Source organism: Terriglobus tenax, assembly GCF_025685395.1.
GTDB classification, from domain to species: Bacteria; Acidobacteriota; Terriglobia; order Terriglobales; family Acidobacteriaceae; genus Terriglobus; species Terriglobus tenax.
Window position 1 is genome coordinate 1,586,242 of record NZ_JAGSYA010000004.1, and the last position, 16,702, is coordinate 1,602,943.

General features: G+C 62.0%; 13 protein-coding genes. 5 read left to right on the forward strand and 8 right to left on the reverse strand.

Annotation, left to right across the window (positions count from 1 at the left end; all coding sequences use genetic code 11):
* Positions 1-128: 128 nt before the first annotated feature.
* Positions 129-1,457, forward strand: a complete 1,329-nt coding sequence (locus OHL13_RS12035; RefSeq protein ID WP_263411654.1) for an FAD-binding oxidoreductase — start codon at positions 129-131, stop codon at positions 1,455-1,457.
* A 13-nt stretch (positions 1,458-1,470) separates the two neighbouring features.
* The gene (locus tag OHL13_RS12040) at positions 1,471-2,211 is read left to right on the forward strand and encodes an SDR family oxidoreductase (RefSeq protein WP_263410367.1); all 741 of its coding nucleotides are present in this window, start codon (positions 1,471-1,473) and stop codon (positions 2,209-2,211) included.
* Here the strand turns inward: OHL13_RS12040 and OHL13_RS12045 are convergent.
* From OHL13_RS12045 to nadC, 6 genes are read right to left on the reverse strand one after another with little or no spacing between them, the layout of a single operon-like run.
* A complete protein-coding gene (locus tag OHL13_RS12045; RefSeq protein ID WP_263410368.1) occupies positions 2,201-4,906 on the reverse strand; it encodes a DNA internalization-related competence protein ComEC/Rec2 in 2,706 nt (901 codons plus the stop codon). The genes OHL13_RS12040 and OHL13_RS12045 overlap by 11 nt on opposite strands.
* Positions 4,907-4,927: 21 nt before the next feature.
* Positions 4,928-6,214: a 23S rRNA (uracil(1939)-C(5))-methyltransferase RlmD gene (rlmD, locus tag OHL13_RS12050; protein ID WP_263410369.1), complete on the reverse strand. Its 1,287-nt coding sequence runs from the start codon at positions 6,212-6,214 to the stop codon at positions 4,928-4,930.
* Entirely contained in the window at positions 6,211-6,927 is a 717-nt protein-coding gene (locus OHL13_RS12055) for a hypothetical protein (RefSeq protein WP_263410370.1), read from the reverse strand. The genes rlmD and OHL13_RS12055 overlap by 4 nt, the downstream gene beginning before the upstream one ends.
* A gap of 2 nt (positions 6,928-6,929) precedes the next feature.
* Positions 6,930-7,757, reverse strand: coding sequence for a type III pantothenate kinase (locus tag OHL13_RS12060; RefSeq protein WP_263410371.1), 828 nt, complete (start codon positions 7,755-7,757; stop codon positions 6,930-6,932).
* Positions 7,758-7,783: 26 nt separating this feature from the next.
* Positions 7,784-8,557: a biotin--[acetyl-CoA-carboxylase] ligase gene (locus tag OHL13_RS12065; protein ID WP_263410372.1), complete on the reverse strand. Its 774-nt coding sequence runs from the start codon at positions 8,555-8,557 to the stop codon at positions 7,784-7,786.
* Positions 8,557-9,450 carry a carboxylating nicotinate-nucleotide diphosphorylase gene (gene nadC, locus OHL13_RS12070; protein WP_317889924.1) on the reverse strand — a complete coding sequence of 298 codons (894 nt, stop codon included), beginning with the start codon at positions 9,448-9,450 and terminating at the stop codon, positions 8,557-8,559. The genes OHL13_RS12065 and nadC overlap by 1 nt, the downstream gene beginning before the upstream one ends.
* 96 nt (positions 9,451-9,546) lie before the next feature.
* Between nadC and OHL13_RS12075 the strand changes: the two genes are divergently transcribed.
* A complete protein-coding gene (locus tag OHL13_RS12075; protein ID WP_263410373.1) occupies positions 9,547-9,768 on the forward strand; it encodes a hypothetical protein in 222 nt (73 codons plus the stop codon).
* 33 nt (positions 9,769-9,801) lie between these two features.
* Positions 9,802-10,014 (forward strand): hypothetical protein, encoded by a 213-nt coding sequence (locus OHL13_RS12080; RefSeq protein ID WP_263410374.1) that lies wholly within the window; start codon positions 9,802-9,804, stop codon positions 10,012-10,014.
* Between the two features lie 53 nt (positions 10,015-10,067).
* Here OHL13_RS12080 and ppc read toward each other — a convergent pair whose 3' ends face one another.
* Together ppc and abc-f are read right to left on the reverse strand one after the other, a co-directional pair.
* Entirely contained in the window at positions 10,068-12,866 is a 2,799-nt protein-coding gene (gene ppc, locus OHL13_RS12085; RefSeq protein ID WP_263410375.1) for a phosphoenolpyruvate carboxylase, read from the reverse strand.
* 3 nt (positions 12,867-12,869) lie between these two features.
* Entirely contained in the window at positions 12,870-14,840 is a 1,971-nt protein-coding gene (gene abc-f, locus OHL13_RS12090) for a ribosomal protection-like ABC-F family protein (protein ID WP_263410376.1), read from the reverse strand.
* 104 nt (positions 14,841-14,944) lie between these two features.
* Here abc-f and OHL13_RS12095 point away from each other — a divergent pair, with 104 nt between their 5' ends.
* Complete coding sequence (locus tag OHL13_RS12095) at positions 14,945-16,615, forward strand: hypothetical protein (RefSeq protein ID WP_263410377.1); 1,671 nt, start codon at positions 14,945-14,947, stop codon at positions 16,613-16,615.
* Positions 16,616-16,702 lie beyond the last annotated feature (87 nt).

Consider the following 16,702-nt stretch of genomic DNA (forward strand, 5'->3'; position numbering starts at 1 on the left):
ATAGAGTGTTGTATGCCACAGAAGGTTTTTTCGATTTCGTAAACTTCATCGGATATGCTGTCCTCATGGCCACTGCTGCCGGACCTTCACAACGCCAACTGAGCACACCTGACCATAGCGAAGACCAAATGACGGGGACTCCACCGTTTGAGCCATGGGGCCGCTATCCGAAATACAACGCCACGGTGGTTCCGCTGCAGTGGCAAAGTGATTTTCCGGCCATTGTTTCCCGGAACGGGGGTATGCACAACGGCGCACTGGCCGTAGGCATGGGACGCAGCTATGGCGATGTGTGCCTGCTGAAGGATGGCAACCTGATGGTGACCACCGGGATGAACCGCATCCTGGAGTGGAATCCCGAAACCGGAATTTTAAAGGCGGAAGCCGGCATGACGCTGGCGCAGATTCTGGATTTCTGCGTTCCGCATGGCTATTTTCTGCCCGTTACCCCCGGCACCAAGTACGTGACACTGGGCGGCGCCATTGCCAATGACATTCACGGCAAGAACCACCACGTAGCCGGCACCTTTGGCTGCCACGTGCCGGAGTTCGAGCTGGTGCGCTCCGATGGCACGAAGCTGATCTGCTCGCCCACGGAGAACCCGGACTGGTACGCAGCCACAATTGGCGGCATGGGACTGACCGGTGTGATGACCTGGGCCAAGCTGAAGATGAAACCCATCGTCAGCCGCAAGATCGATTACGAGGGCATCCAGTTCCACGGCGTGGACGAGTTCCTGGCGCTGACCGAGGCCAGCAAGAACGTGGAGTACACCGTCAGCTGGATTGACTGCAGCTCCACCGGCAAGAACTTTGCGCGCGGCGTCTTCATGCAGGGCGACCACACGCGCAATCCCGGCGAACTGAAGCCATCGCCCGAGCCCAAGCTGGTCTTCCCCATCGAAGCACCCAGCTTCATGCTGAACTCAGCCTCCGTGGCGGCGTTCAACACCGTCTTCTTCCACAAGCAGATGAAGAAGCGTGTGACGGCACTGCAGGACTATGAGCCGTTCTTCTACCCGCTGGACAAGGTACTGAAGTGGAACCGCATGTACGGCTCCAGCGGCCTGCTGCAGTTCCAGTACGCCATTCCGTGGGAGCACGCACGCGAAGGCACTATCGCCATCCTGAATGAGGTTGCCAAGAGCGGCCTGGCAAGCTTCCTGGCCGTGCTGAAGGCCTTTGGCGATGTACCGTCGCCGGGCATGCTCAGCTTCCCGCAACCGGGCATTACGCTGGCGCTGGACTTCCCGATCAAACCGGGCAAAAGCTTCCCTCTGTTTGACCGCCTGGCCAGCATGACGCTGGAGTTCGGCGGCAAGCTGTATCCGGCCAAGGACGCCCGTATGACGGCTGCACAGTACCAGACGAGCTATCCGCAGTGGCAGCAGTTCCTGAAGTACAAAGATCCTCTGCTCTCCTCCAGCTTCTGGGAGCGCGTGACACGAGAAGCATAGAAAAGGACACCTGATGAGCGAACGAATTCTTGTACTGGGAGCAACCTCCGGGATTGCCGAAGCGACGTGCCGCGTCTGGGCACGGCAGGGCGCAAGCCTTGTACTGGTAGGCCGCAGTGGTGAGAAGCTGGCCGCAGTGGCCGGAGACCTGAAGGCGCGCGGAGCAAAGTTTGTCGAAACCCTGGTCTGCGACCTGGATGAGACCTCCAGGCATCCGCAACTGATTGCCGACGCGGTCAACGCACTGGGCGGGCTGGACGTGGCCTACCTGGCCCACGGCATCATGGGCGACCAGCAGCAGTCGGAAGAAAGCTTCGACGCGGCAGCGCAGGTGATCTACACCAACTTCCTGTCGCCGGTCTCACTGTGCACGCTGCTGTCAAACTACTTTGTGAAGCAGGGACGTGGCGTGCTGGCCGTAATCTCGTCGGTTGCCGGAGAGCGCGGACGCAAGTCGAACTACGTCTACGGCAGCTCGAAGGCGGGCCTGAGCGCCTTCCTCGACGGCCTGCGCAATCGCGTGGACCGGTTGGGCGTAACGGTGCTGACCATCAAGCCCGGCCCGGTGAAAACCGCGATGACCATGGGCATGAAGGGCAGCGAGAAGTTTGCCGACGTGGACAAGGTCGCGGCCACCATCGTCGCGGCCATTCGCGCCAAGAAGGACGTGCTGTATGTGCCGGGCATCTGGGCCATCATCATGTTCGTGATCCGGCATATCCCGGAGTCGATCTTCAAGAAGCTCAATCTGTAGTTACGCTGCCGTCTTCACTTAGCAGAAACGTAGAAACGCCCAACAGGTCCGTACGCCAGGTACGGACCTGTTGCATTTGCAGCCGCTGCAGCACCTCCATACGCGGATGCCCGAACCGGTTGTTACGCCCCGCAGAGATGACCGCGTAATGCGGATGGAGCGCGGCCAGCCATGCGGGCGTGGTGGAGGTGAGGCTGCCGTGATGGCCTACCTTCAGCAGTGTGACGGGATGCAGCGGCTCCGAGGCGAGCATGGTGGCCTCACTCTGCTGCTCGGCATCCCCTTCCAGCAGGACGGACGATTGTCCGTAGTCAATCTCCATCACCAGCGAGTCGTTGTTCACGGGCGCGAAGCCGTTGGGCACATTCTGCTGCGGAGCGAGGATGCGGAGATTCACGCGGCTCCACGCAAACAAACATGGGGCACGCAGGCGCCGCACAACGATGCCCTGTTGACGCACCTGATCGAGAAGTGCGCGGAAGGCCGAAGATCCGGCGTCGACGCTTATCCACAACTCCTGCGGATGGAAGTTGCGCAGAACCGCAGCCATGCCGCCCATGTGATCGCTGTGCGCGTGTGTCAGCACAACGATGTTGAGACGGCGGATGCCGCGCGACCACAGGTAGGGCGAGATGACATCCTCACCCACATCCCACTTGCTGGCGGCAGCAGTCTGCGCAGAGCCGACCGGGCCACCGGCATCGATGAGCATGGTCTGCCCTTCGGGAGAGGTAACGAAGATCGAGTCGCCCTGGCCAACGTCAATGGCAGTAACCTCAAGCTGGCCCGGGTGGATGTGCCGCGCGTACGGATACGTAACAGCCAGCATGGCCAGGGGAAGCAGAGCGACAACCGTCCATACCCAGCGGTCGCGTGTGCGAACCAACCACAGGCATGCAGCCCACACCAGCATGGCGAAGACGATGGCGAGCACAGGAGGCGGGGGAATGCGCAGATCCGCCGCCGGTGCGTAACTTGCCCGTTGTGCAAGGGAGGTCATGGCGTGGAGCAGCAACGCTGTTGCGGCGGCGGGCAGCATGGCCAGCCAGGGCCAGAGCAGCGAGACGACAAAGGTAACAATCGCCACCGGCATCAGCACGCCAAGCAGCGGAACGCACAGAAGGTTCAGCGGGACTGACAGCAGCGTGAGCCGATGAAAGTAGATGGCCATCGGCAGGGCCATAACCAGTTCCGCAATCAGGCTGACGAAAGCAAGTTCTACAACGTGCAGCACAACGCGGACGCACCAGGCGGGCAGACTGCGCGCCCATCGGCCTATGGAGCGACCAAAGATCCATCCAAGCGGCCGGCCGTACATGCGCAGCAGCACACGGAACTGCGCCAGGTGCGGCGGGAAGCCGGTGTCCAGTTGCACGAACCGCAAGCGCGAGGCCGCACGCAGATAGGGCTGCACGGTGCGGTTCAGCAGCGGCGCGGCAATGCCTCCGATGGCAACGATGACCAGCAGGGACATCTGCAGGCTGGCTTCAAACAGCAGATGCGGTGCGCTGGCCATGACGACAATGGCCGCAACCCCAAGCGCATTGAGCGTGCTGTGATTGCGCGCCAGCCAGCGTGTGAGCAGGAAGACCCCGGTCATCAGCAAGGCGCGCTGCACTGGTGGTTGAAAGCCGGTGAGCAAGGCATAGAGTGTGGCCAGCGCAAGGGTGAGCAGAACGCGCAGACCTTCCGGCAGGCGGCGCGGCAGCAGCATGTAGACCATGGCGGCAAGCAGCCCCAGATGCATGCCCGCGACCACGAAAACGTGGAAGGTGCCGGTCCGTTCAAAGCCAAGGCGCAGCCCGTGATCCAGCAGGGTGCGGTCGCCGAAGAGCATGGCGCTGAGCATGCCCGCATCGTCGCGTGTCAGCCGCAGGGCCGCAGGCAGCATGCGGTTCGCGCGTGAGTCCACAACACACTGCAAACGGCCTGCGGCCCACGTAGACCACGCATGAACTCGACAGGAAAAACGGCCTTTCCCTGGAGACGGATGCAGTACGGCAGCATCGACGCGCGCCGTCGCGGCAATGCCCTGCTGCTCCAGGTAATCCGCGAACTGCCAGACACCCGCATCGAGATATCGTTCGGGCTCGCGCATCTGCACCGCGAGCGTGAGCGCATCCCCGCAGCGCAATGACGGAAGAACGGAGGCATCGCGCCCGCGCACATACAGCCGGATGCCGCCCTCTACGGGCATCATGCGCGACAGGTCTGGTGTGACCTCTTCCACGTGATCGAGCGCGAGGTCAATGGCGACGAGGTTTTGCTGTGGCGTGGCGTCATCGGCCAGTGTCTCGGGGTCGATCGTCGCTGGCTCGTAGGCCTCTGCCGTGAGCGGCTGCACGCGCACAATACTGCCGCTGATCTGGCGTCGAAGATGATCTGCGCCGTGCACGACTGCCTGCTGCCGTAACGGCAAAGGCTCCAGTTCCATGCAGAGCATGCCGGCGATAAACCACAGCAGCAATGAGGGTAAAAGCGCACACCGTAATGCGCGGCGCAGCGCGGCAAGGGTAAGCACCACGCACACCACCAGCAGCCACACAAGGCATCCGACCGGAACCCAGTTCCACCTTGCCAGCGCGATGCCCGCGGCGAAGCATGCCGCCGCGGCGAACATGGGCATGCGCGCAAGGCGCAGAGGCTCCATGGCCCAGCGCGGCCACAGAATTTCGAGAATGGAGGCGGGCCGCATGCACAGGCCACGATGGCGCGGCTATCGCGTGAAGACGGCTACGGTTTCGAGATGGAAGGTTTGAGGAAACATGTCCACGAGATGAAGCTCAGCCAGCGTGTAGCCGGATTGTAGCAGTCCGGCCGCATCGCGCGAGAAGGTCGCGGGATCGCACGAGACAGAGACAATCCGCGGGACGCTGATCGCGATGAGCCGTTCGACGACCTCCGTTCCGAGGCCGGCGCGTGGGGGATCGACAACGATGAGGTCTGGTGCTTCCAGTTTGCCGCGCTTGAGGAACTCCGCCGTGGTGGCGCGCATCGCGCGATGCGGCGGCGTGGTGAGCGCGGCGAGCTCGCGGAAGCTGGCCTCGCCGATCTCCACCGCGGTGACCTGCGCGAAGTTCTTCATCAAGGCGGCAGTGAAGAGGCCCGCACCGGCGTAGAGATCCCATGCGCGCTCGCCACTGTGGTTCGCGGTGACGATCCGCACCATGGTGTCGATGAGGAAACGGTTCACCTGGAAGAAGCCGCCAGCCTGCACGCGATAGGTTTGCCCGGAGGCGAGATACGGCAGCGAGGCTTCTCCCCAGTGCGCCGCCACGTGGCCTTCCACGGACTCATCCGGCTGGCCGCGATGCCCACGCTGACGCGGGTCAGCCTGCACGACGCTTGCCCCGGCAAGCTGCGGAATACGCTGCTGCAACATTTCGCAAAGCCGCGTCAGTCTTTTCTGCGAGAGATGCTTCTCCGCAAGTACAGTGAGTTGCAACTTGCTTTCATGGGCATCAGTGAAGAACTCCACCTCGGCCACGCCTTCCAGCGGAAGCTCCGTCAATGCCTGCACCGCCTGCCACAACAACGGCGCGGCGATGGGGCACTCTTCGACAGGTAGAAAGGCATGCGAGGCGCGGCGGTTGTAGCCGATGCGATTCGCTTCAACACGCAGGCGGATGCGGTTGCGATATCCCCATGGCTCCGCCGCATGCACCTGGATGGTGGGCAGATCGCGAACACCCGCGCGCTGCATGGTCTCCTCCAGGATGCCGCGTTTCATGGCAAGCTGCGCATCATACGTCGCGTGCTGATACTGGCATCCGCCACAAAAGGTAAAGTGTTTGCAACGCGCTTCGATGCGATCCTGCGAGGGCTCAGGAACAGAGAGCAGCGCAGCCTCCGCAAAGCCCTTCTTCGAGGCGCGGACGTGGGCCTCCACCACTTCCCCGGGAAGCACGAAGGGCACAAAGACAGCTTTGCCTGCCTGCTCGCCTTCGGTCATGCGGGCCAGGCCGTTGCCGCCGTAGATCGCTTTGTCGATGCGGAGCTTCATAGGTCGTGGGTCATGTAGAAGAGCGAGAGGCGTGGAATATTGCGGGCTTCCAGCATGCGCTTTTGCAGGAACTGCTGCTCCACCTGGCGAATCTGCATGGACTGCATACGGCTGCGGTAGGGTGCAAGCTCGCGCGCGGCCTGTTCGCGCAGAGCGGTCATCTCAGCCTCGGGCGCGGCGGTCATCAGTCCGGCGAAGAGCTTCTCTTCGAGCACGGTCAACGTGCGATCCAGACCTTCCATGTCGGCCTTCTGTTCCACTCGCAACTCTGCCGCCAACGTTCGCAGACGGGTTGCGACCTCCACCGAGACGGCATCGGCAGGTGCGGTGAGTTTCGCCTGTTCAAGAATCGCTGCGTTCGATTCAAGATAGCGCGCCACCGCTTCGCCTTCGAAGCCCGAATCCTGCTCTTCCTTCAGCTGCGGAGCGGCGCCGATGGCAGCTTCTTTCATCTGCTCGGTAACTTCCATGATCGATTGCGCGCACCAGGCCAGGCCGTTGACCTTGCGTACACCGCGTGGAGACTTCCGCTGGCGCTCGTCGTACTTGTCGAAGGCATCGTCGATCCCGCGTAACACGGCTTCCAGGGGAATTCCGGCCTCGCGCCAGCTTTCAATCAGCGCCCAGTCCAGCGTCGACAGCATCAGAAGCGATCCTCGCCGCTGCTGAAAACGCTGCTCAATCTCAGTGAAGTAATTAAAGTAATTCAGCACAGCTACGCCTGCGGCTTCACAATCTCGCCCTGGCGGCGGCGGCGCTCCTGGTTGCGGTCATAGATGATGCGCAGGCCTTCGAGCGTCAGCATCTCATCGACGGTATGCAGGTAGCGCGATCCTCCGGAGATCAGCTTGCCCAGGCCACCAGTGACGACGGTCTTCACCTCGCCGCCAAGTTCCGCGATCATGCGCTCCAGGATGCCATCGACCAGGCCGATGTAGCCGTAGTAGAGGCCGATCTGGATGTTGTCCGTCGTGTTTGTGCCGATGATCTTCGCCGGCTTGCGAATCTCCACACGCGACAGGCGCGCGGCCAGGTTGAACAGTGCATCGGCACTGATCCCCAGGCCCGGAGCGATAGCGCCGCCGAGGAACTCGCCCTTGGCGGAGATGACGTCGAAGGTGGTGGCCGTACCCATGTCCACCACGATGCAGGGGCCACCGTAGCGCTCAAACGCGGAGACACAGTTGACGATACGGTCCGCGCCAACCTCTGTGGGATGGTCGACCAGCACGGCAAGGCCGGTGCGGATGCCGGGCTCCACAAAGAGCGGACGCAGCTTGAAAAGCGTCTCGCAGACCTTGCGCAACACCTGGTCCACGGGAGGGACAACGGAGGAGATAGCAATGCCGGTCACATCCTCCACCTTCAATCCGCGCAGGGCGAACAGGGCGCGCAACAGCACGCTCATCTCGTCCGTCGTGCGGTGATGGATGGTGGTAATGCGCCAGTCGGCGATGAGTTGTGAGGGCTGGTCAGCAGCCGCCGGGCGGTCATACACACCCAGCACAATGTTGGTGTTACCTACATCGAGTGCCAGTAGCATTGCGCTCTCTCAGCCTCTTTTCCTTCTTATAGTTCGCTGGGTCGTACGCCGCCGGAGCGGACCGTGCGCACGCCATGCGCTGTCTCAACCTGGAGAAAACCCTGCGGATTCAGACCGCACGTCACCCCAGTATAGCCCTCTTCCTCGGCCACGCTGACCGGCTTTCCCTGCACCCAGGTGGATGCCCCGGTGAAGCGTGCCAGCACATCGTCGCCGCTGTTTAGCGCAGCCAGTTCCTGCTCGAGCGCGGTCAACAGGTTGAGCAGTACATGCTCCCGCAGCTGCAGATGACCCGAGGCCAGCCGCAGCGAAGTGGCTGTTTCCGAAAGAGGTTCCGGAAAATTTTCGTGATTCAGGTTCAGACCGATTCCAATGACGGCATGGCGCATGGCGTTGCCGGCGAAGGCCGACTCCACCAGAATGCCCGCGCACTTTTTCCCGCCGATCAACACATCGTTGGGCCAACGAATATCGGCTTCCAGCTTTGCCGCCTGCGCGACCGCCGTTTTCACCGCCATGCCTGCAATCAGAGAAAGCCAAAGCGAGCGGTCTGCCGGCAGCTGAGGCCGCACCAGGATGCTGACATAGATGCCGTCTTCCGGACGCGAGTGCCATTGGTGGCCGCCGCGTCCGCGGCCGGCGGTCTGCTCGCCCGCAAGGTACACGCTGCCATGCGGAGCGCCTTCGTGCGCCTGCGCCAACGCATGGGTGTTCGTCGAATCGATCGTCGCGAAGTAATCCAGCTTGTCGTCGAAGATCGATCCGCGAAGCGCCGTCTCCAGCGCGGCCAGGTCGTACATCAGTACACGTCCGCGGTGATCTTCATGCTCAGGTCTACGGCCACGGCGGAGTGGGTCAAAGCCCCCACGCTGATGAAGTCGACACCTGTCTTCGCGTAGCTGCGAATGGTCTTCAGGTTCATGTTTCCGCTGGCTTCAATGGGAATTCCGGGAGTTTTTTTGCGGATAATCTTGACTGCCTTTGCGACCTCGGAGGGCGTCATGTTGTCCAGCAGAAGCGACTCGGCTCCGCCTTCCAGGGCCTGGTCCAGCTCGGCAAAGCTGCGGACCTCCACCTGCACCTTCTGGCTGCCGCGACGGTCTTTCAGCGCCTTGGCCAGCACGGTGGGAATGCCGCCGCCCAGCGAGATGTGGTTGTTCTTGATCATGATGCCGTCATGCAGGTCCTGCCGGTGATTGGTGCCTCCTCCGCAGGCGACGGCGTACTTGTCCAGCATGCGCATGCCGGGCAGCGTCTTGCGCGTGTCCAGCACCTTAACCTTGGTTCCCTGCACCTCGCGCACATACTGCGAGGTGAGCGTGGCGACGCCGCTCATGCGCTGCATCAGGTTCAGGATGACGCGTTCACAGGAGAGGATGGAGGCAGCATTGTGGCGAATGACAGCCAGCGCCTGGCCTTTCTTGACGCGCACGCCATCGAAGATCTCCGAGTGGCTGATGACCTCAAAGCGGCCGACGGGCTTTTTACTGAGGCGCGCAAAGATCTCAAGAAACGCCGGAATGCAGCCCAGACCGGAGACAACACAGTCCTCCTTGGCGAGGATCGATGCCGAGGCGCGCAGCGAGGGGTCAATGGTCAGCCGGGTTGTCTCATCTTCGGTCGCGCGGTCTTCCACCAGCGCGGCCTCAAGAAGTGCGGTCACGCGCTTGCTCTTCCAGTCCATGGGCTTCATTTTACGGCTTTCAGATTGCCCCGAGGAAACACGGGATACCGGGCATCCTCTCCCCGGGAAGGCTCATCCCACATCGCTGCAAGGAGGTGACGAACGATGGCAGAGACAATGCACACGGAACCCCTCGGCTTCACCGAACGCACGCGCGGCCTGGCCGGGGAGCATGCCCACGAACAGGGCTGGCAACTCTTCGAACAGGAACGCATGAAAGGCGACAACGGCAGCGGCAGGGAGTATGATTCTGGCCCTGCACAGAACTTCGGTGACACAGTCACCAAGGCGCCACCCCTCACAGACGAGCGCGCAGAGGCCGCCTGACAGGCTCAGCCCGTTACCGAAGCAGGAGGCAGTATGAGCAGCAAACAGCCCCACTCTCCCAAACAACGCCCCGCCAAAATGGAATCCACCCATAACCGCAGCTATGCAGCGCATACCGGAACCGATGGCATGCAACCGATGACCCCGCAGAGCATTGCCGGTGCGGGCAATGGCAAGGCAGAGCATAAGAATGCACAGATGCATGCGCCGGAGTACCAGGGCAGGACCGGAAAATCACGCGACTAAAACGACAGAAGGCCCGCAAAGCGCGGGCCTTCTGCTTTGCTTTTCTGCAGGTATCAGCCAGTGTTGCGCAGACCGGCGGAGATGCCGTTGATGGTCGCCGTGATAGCGCGATTCAACTCTTCCGTTTCCCCGGTATCGCGCTTGCGGCGCATCAATTCCACCTGGATCAGGCTCATGGGGTCGACATACGGATTGCGCAGACGAACCGAACGAGCCAGCACGGGGTTCGTTGCCAGAAGTTCGGTCTGCCCGGTTACCGCCAGCACCATCTTCTTCGTGCGTTCAAACTCAGCCAGCAGCTTGGACCAGACGCGCTCACGCAGGGCTTCGTCCTTCACCAGGCCGGCGTACATGCGGGCGATGCCGAAGTCGCTCTTGACCAGCGCCATCTCCACGTTGCGCATCATGTCAATAAAGAGCGGAAACTCCTTCATCATCTGCTGCAGCAAGGCGAGCGACTCCGGTCCCTTCTCCGCGAAGGTCGCGAGCGCATGGCCAACACCGAACCACGCCGGAACCAGGTGACGGCTCTGCATCCAGCCGAAGACCCATGGAATCGCACGCAGGTCGGCGAAGTTGCGCTTGCCGCTGCGGCGTGCCGGGCGTGAGCCGATCTTGGCGTGTTCGAGCTCAACGACGGGCGTTGCCTGTTCGAAGTAGGTGAAGACCTCGGGGTCTTCGACAATGCTCTTGCGATAGAAGCCGTAGGAGGTTTCGCTCAGTTCGTTGAGCGCCTCTTCCCATTCCGGAGTCAGGATCCCGGTCAGGCAGGAGTCGCACTGCTGCTTTGCGTCCGGCCGCGCCAGGGCGTCCAGCGAGGCAGCCAGCATCAGCTCAAGGTTGCGCTCGGCCAGAACCACGTCCGAGTACTTCCAGTTCATCACCTCGCCCTGTTCGGTGATGCGGAAGTGGCCGTTGAAGCCGTCGAACGGCTGCGCGTACAGTGCGCGGTGCGTTGGTCCGCCACCGCGGCCAACCGTGCCTCCGCGGCCATGGAAGAGGCGCAGCTTCACGCCGCACTCGCGGGCCACTTCGTGCAGCGCACGGTGTGCCTTATAGATCTCCCAGGTGGAGGTAATCATGCCGCCGTCTTTGTTCGAGTCGGAGTACCCGAGCATGATCTCCTGCTCGTACTTCCAGCTCTCCAGCAGGGGCTTGTAGGCCTCGCTGGTCCACACGTCGCGGCAGATGCGCGGTGCGTTCTGCAGGTCTTCAATCGATTCGAACAGCGGCACCGGCTTCAACCCCGGATCGCCTTCGCGGCCTTCCACCACCACGCCGCCCATGCGGGCCAGCCAGATGACGCGCAGAAGATCTTCCTTCTCCGTGGCTCCGCTGATGACGTACTGGCGAATGGCACGCGGCGACTTGCGCTTGATCTCCGCAACGGCGCGAACGGTGTCAATCAGCTCCAGCGTCTGCGGCGAGAGTTCCTTTGGCAGAGCACCGTCTGTGACGCGCTGAACGTCGGCAAGCTCCGCCACGGCAGCGGCGTGAACACGCGCATGCTGGCGGATGTCGAGCGTATGCAGGTGCAGGCCATAGGTGCGGACCTCCAGCAGCAGCGGATCCAGCAGCATCTCCGCAAGGCGCGAGCCGCGGTTCTCCATCAGGCTGGTGCGCAGAACGCAGAGGTCGTTCTGGAACTCGGTCACGCTGGTGTACGGCGGCAGCACCGGCAGACCGGAGAAGGGCACGCTCGAGCGCGGCGAAGCGCCGAGGCGGATCATGATGCAGATGACCAGCAGACGCACCGGCTCCAGGGCAAAACGCTGCTCCAGTGAGGCATGTTCGGCGTCGTGGAACTGGGCTACGTAGCCGGCCAACAGGTCAGACAGCGGCTTTGAAACAGGAGCCTGCTGCGTGCTGCTGCCAAGCTGTTCAAACAGGTTCTGCAACCGGCCGCCGTAGTGCTTCAGCAGCAGATTGCTGGCCATGGTGATGGCTTCGCGGGTGACGTCCGGCGTGACATAGGGATTGCCGTCGCGGTCGCCGCCGATCCACGAGCCGTAATCGACCACGATGGGAAGGTCGGCAGGAGCAGGCTTCAAGCCGTACTCCGATGCCAGGGCTCCGGAGATCTCGTTGTACAGGCGCGGCAGCGTGGCGAAGAGCGAGGCCTCGTAGTAGTCCAGGCCGATACGGATTTCGTCGCGGACCGAGGGACGCTCGGTGCGGAAGTCGTTGGTCTGCCATAGGCCGGTAATCTCGGCGGTGAGCTCGCGCTCCAGGGCTTCCAGGCGCTCCGGCGCGGTGGGGATGCGGTCAAGCCGCCACAGGATGTAGCTGATGCGGCGCTGCTTGAACATGACCAGACGGCGTGCCACCTCAGTGGGGTGCGCGGTGAAGACCGGGGTCACGCGCAGCTTGCCCAGGAACTCGTACGCCTGCTCTGCGGTGTAGCCCACCTGCTTCATGCGGCGCAGGGTACCGCGCAGCGATCCGCGCTGCGGAATGCCGGCCGGGTTCAGCTCATGCGCCACGCGGCGGCGCTTGCGATGGTTGGTCTCCGCCAGGTTGATCAGCTCAAAGTAGAACGCGAAGGCGCGTGCAAGCTGGTAGGCCTGCTTCTCGTCGAGCGAGTGGATGGCGAGAATCGTCTTCTGCAGATCGCTGTTGGCCAGCGCGGCGTCGCCTTTGCCGTCAGCCTCGCGGCGTGCAATCGCGGAGAGACGCAGCGTCTCCACCAGTTGGAACAGTTCATCGCCCACCTGCTCGCGCAGTACATCGCCCAGCAGCTTGCCCAGCGAGCGCACATCGCGCCGCAGAGGCGCTTCTTTCAGATCGCCCGTCTGTGCCTCGATCTCGGCCAGACGCTCGCTCCAGTTCTTCGGTTGCCACAACGAAGCCATTGATTATGCCTGTGTTTCTAAGGTCAAAGAGAGCTCTTCCCATTCTTGCATGAGGGATTGCAGCTGCTCTCGTAGCTGCGCCAGCAGCACCGTCTGGCGCTGCGTCTCCTCTGCCGAGACAAAGTTGCCCAGCCCGGTCTCCGTCGTCGTAATCGCGGATTCCGTGCGCGGAATCTCCTCTTCCAGCGTCGCCAGACGGTCTTCAAGCTGTTTCAGCTTGATGGGGTTAAGGCGCTTCGCTCCGGTTGGCTGGTTGGAGGGTGTGCTGGATGGCTGGTTGGCCTGCGGTTGGGTGGGGGTGGGTGGTGCCGAACCCACCCTGGCGTTGCGAGGGTGGGACACCCCATTCTGAGCAGATTCCTCGGAAGCCTGCCCGTCCTTGCGGCGCAGGTAATCCTCGTAGTTGCCGGGGTAGACGTGGACGTGACCGCCCTCTACCTCAAAGACACGGGTTGCCAGATTGTCAATAAAGTAGCGGTCGTGCGAGACGAAGACCACTGTTCCCGTAAAGCTGCGGATCGCCTCCAGCAATACATCCTTGGCGCGCAGGTCCAGGTGATTCGTCGGCTCGTCCATCAGCAGAAAGTTCGCCGGCGACACCAGCATCTTGGCCAGCGCGTAGCGGTTGCGCTCCCCGCCGGAGAGCACGCCCAGCAGCTTGAAGACATCGTCTCCGCTGAACAGAAAACATCCCAGCAATCCGCGCAGGTCGGCATCCGGAATCTTCGGAGCGGAGGCGGAGATATCTTCCAGCATTTTGGACGCAGGGTTCAGCACCTTGTACTGGTCCTGCGCAAAGTAGTCGGCAGCGACGTTGTGGCCCAGCTTGATCTCGCCGGAGGTCGGCGGCTCAAGCTGCGACAGCAGGCGGATGAGCGTGGATTTACCCGCGCCGTTGGCTCCCACCAGCGCAATGCGGTCGCCACGGTCGATGGTGAAGCTCACATTGTCCAGCACCTGCTTGGCCCCGTACGCCTTCGAGACGCCGTTGGCCTCCAACACCGTGCGACCGGACTGCGGCGGCTGCGGGAAGGTGAAGTGGATGGTCGACTCCTCCTCGGGAATCTCGATCCGCTCGATCTTGTCCAGTTCCTTGATACGCGACTGCACCTGCTTGGCCTTGGTGGCCTGGTAGCGGAAGCGGCCGATAAACGCCTCAAGCTGCTCAATGTGGTCGCGCTGATTTTTGTAGGCAGCCTCAAGCTGCTGCTTGCGCTCGGCCTTCTGCTGCACGTACTTCTCATACCCGCCGGTAAAGAAGTGCAGCCGCTTGTTCCACACCTCCACAATCTTTTCGACGGTGACATCCAGGAAATACCGGTCGTGCGAGATGAGGATAAAGCCGTGCGGGTAGCCCTTCAGATAGTTTTCCAGCCAGTTGCGGGATTCGAGGTCAAGATGGTTCGTCGGCTCGTCCAGCAGCAGCAGTGAGGGCCTCTGAAGAAGTAATTTTGCCAGGGCGATGCGCATCTGCCAGCCACCGGAAAACTCGCTGGTGTCACGCGCCCAGTCGGTCTTGCTGAAGCCCAGGCCGCCCAGCACCGCACCCACCTGCGCGTCCAGGGAATAGGCATCGGTGGTGTGCAGAATGTCGTTGATCTCAGAGAAGCGCGAGGCCACCTCGGCATACTCGCTGCCGGCAGGGTCCAGCTCGGACATGGATTTGGTGAGGGTCTCGAGCTCGGCTTCCATCTCCCGCTGCGACTGGAAGACGGTCAGGCACTCGTTGAAGACGGTCTTTCCGGTCAGGTGCAGTCCATCCTGCGGCAGGTAGCCCAGCGTCATGCCCTTGGTGCGGTGCAGGGCACCGTAATCCAGGGTTTCCATGCCGGCCAGGGTCTTCAGCAGGGTGGATTTTCCCGTGCCATTGCCACCCACCAGCCCGGTACGCTCGCGGGCGGTAATCAGCCAGTTGGCTTCGTCAAACAGCAGTTTTGGGCCGAATCGTTTTCCGGCGGCAGCAAGTTGAAGCATTCAGCTTCTATTTTCGCAGGTGCAGGGCTTTTTTGATCTGACGCCAACGGGAGCAGCCACTGTGGATTGCGCTGCATCCAACCCGCGTAGAAGGACAAAAGCTCGTGGACGATCTGGAACGCGATGTAACTGCAGGCACGGCGGAGACGGCCCCTAAGAAGCGCCACTCAAAAAAGTTTGTTGTCTTCAAATGGCTGGGCATCACCGCACTTGCGGTGTTCCTCGTGCTTGGCGGAGCCACCTGGTGGCTGGCCCGCAATGCCGAGCCCATCATGCGGCAGCGAATCATTGACACGCTTTCAGCCCGCTTCAAGTCACCGGTCGAGCTGGACGAGTTTCACGTCACCATCGCCAAGGGACTGGGTGTGGAAGGCAAAGGCCTCCGCATCATGTACCTGATGCAGGTAAACGACCAGGGCCAGCAGCGCAGCGAGCCCATGCTCGCCATCGACGAGTTCCGCTTCCGCACTACGCTGAATGACCTGCGCAAGTCGCCCACCCATGTGGGCGAGGTGCATGTGACCGGCCTGCATATCCGCAAGCCGCCCAGGGAAGACCGCAAAATCACACCTCCGGAGCCGAAGAAGAAGCCCAAGGAGTCCATCGTCGTCGACCGCATCGTCGTGGACCACGCCGCGCTGGTGATGGAGACCAACAAGCCGGACAAGCTGCCTCTGGAATGGGACATTGCCCACCTGGTGCTGGTGGATGTAGGCGCAGACCGTCCCTTTGATTACACGGCCACGCTGGTTAATCCCAAACCACTGGGCGATATCGCCTCCAAGGGTCACTTTGGGCCATGGAACGTCTTTGACCCCGGCGCCACACCGCTGGACGGCACCTATAGCTTTGACAATGCTGACCTGAGGACGACCAAGGGCATTGGGGGCATTCTGTCGTCCAAGGGCAGCTTTGGCGGGTCCCTGGACAACATTACCGCCGACGGCGAGACCGACACCCCGGACTTCCGGTTGGATGTGAGCGAGCACCCGGTACCGCTGCATACCAAGTTCCACGCCATTATTGACGGCACCAACGGCGACGTTCTGCTGCAGCCGGTCGAGGCATGGCTGGCCAGGAGCTACTTCGTCTGCGTCGGCCACGTGATCAACAACAAAGACCCCAAGGGCAAGGACATCCGCCTGGAGGTGGTAATGCCCAAGGCGCGCATTGAAGATATGCTGCGGCTGGGCGTAAAGACCTCTCCCCCGCTGATGACCGGCGCCTTCACCATGAAGACCAAGCTGCATATTCCGCCGGGCGACGTGGATATCTCAAAGAAGATTGAGCTGGCCGACGGCAGCTTTGAGATTCGCGGGGCGCACTTCACCTCGGACAAGATCCAGGAGAAGATCGACGCGCTGAGCATGCGCGCGCAGGGCAAACCAAAGCAGGCCAACGCCGAGGCAACGGCCGACTTCGACGTCTCCAGCGATATGAGGGGGCGCTTCCAGCTGAAGAACGGCATCATCCACATTCCTTCGCTGCGTTACGATATGGCCGGAGCGCAGGTACTGATGCTGGGCGAGTACTCCACGGACGGCAACAAGTTCGACTTCGTGGGCAAGGTGCGCACCAAGGCCCACCTGAGCCAGATGGTCAGCGGATGGAAGGGCTGGCTTCTGAAGCCCGCTGACCCGTTCTTCTCCAAGCATGGCGCCGGAGCGGAGATCCCCATCAAGATCAATGGCACCAAGGACGAGCCGCACTTTGGCCCTGACTTCAAGGACGACCGCACGAAAGACCTGGGCAAGGGGATGGAAGCACCGAAATAAGCCGGAACCAGGAAATCTGTTGCACGCTGTACGGTTGCGGACGCATCCGCCGCATCTAAACGAGTAAGGCCAAGGTCAAGAATTTCT

Coding starts and splice junctions, on each gene's coding strand:
- nadC (WP_317889924.1), bottom strand. CDS start 9,450: ATGAAGCCCATGGACTGGAAGAGCAAGCGCGTGACCGCACTTCTTGAG.
- OHL13_RS12080 (WP_263410374.1), top strand. CDS start 9,802: ATGAGCAGCAAACAGCCCCACTCTCCCAAACAACGCCCCGCCAAAATG.
- OHL13_RS12040 (WP_263410367.1), top strand. CDS start 1,471: ATGAGCGAACGAATTCTTGTACTGGGAGCAACCTCCGGGATTGCCGAA.
- ppc (WP_263410375.1), bottom strand. CDS start 12,866: ATGGCTTCGTTGTGGCAACCGAAGAACTGGAGCGAGCGTCTGGCCGAG.
- OHL13_RS12060 (WP_263410371.1), bottom strand. CDS start 7,757: ATGCTACTGGCACTCGATGTAGGTAACACCAACATTGTGCTGGGTGTG.
- abc-f (WP_263410376.1), bottom strand. CDS start 14,840: ATGCTTCAACTTGCTGCCGCCGGAAAACGATTCGGCCCAAAACTGCTG.
- OHL13_RS12045 (WP_263410368.1), bottom strand. CDS start 4,906: ATGCGGCCCGCCTCCATTCTCGAAATTCTGTGGCCGCGCTGGGCCATG.
- rlmD (WP_263410369.1), bottom strand. CDS start 6,214: ATGAAGCTCCGCATCGACAAAGCGATCTACGGCGGCAACGGCCTGGCC.
- OHL13_RS12065 (WP_263410372.1), bottom strand. CDS start 8,557: ATGTACGACCTGGCCGCGCTGGAGACGGCGCTTCGCGGATCGATCTTC.
- OHL13_RS12075 (WP_263410373.1), top strand. CDS start 9,547: ATGGCAGAGACAATGCACACGGAACCCCTCGGCTTCACCGAACGCACG.
- OHL13_RS12035 (WP_263411654.1), top strand. CDS start 129: ATGACGGGGACTCCACCGTTTGAGCCATGGGGCCGCTATCCGAAATAC.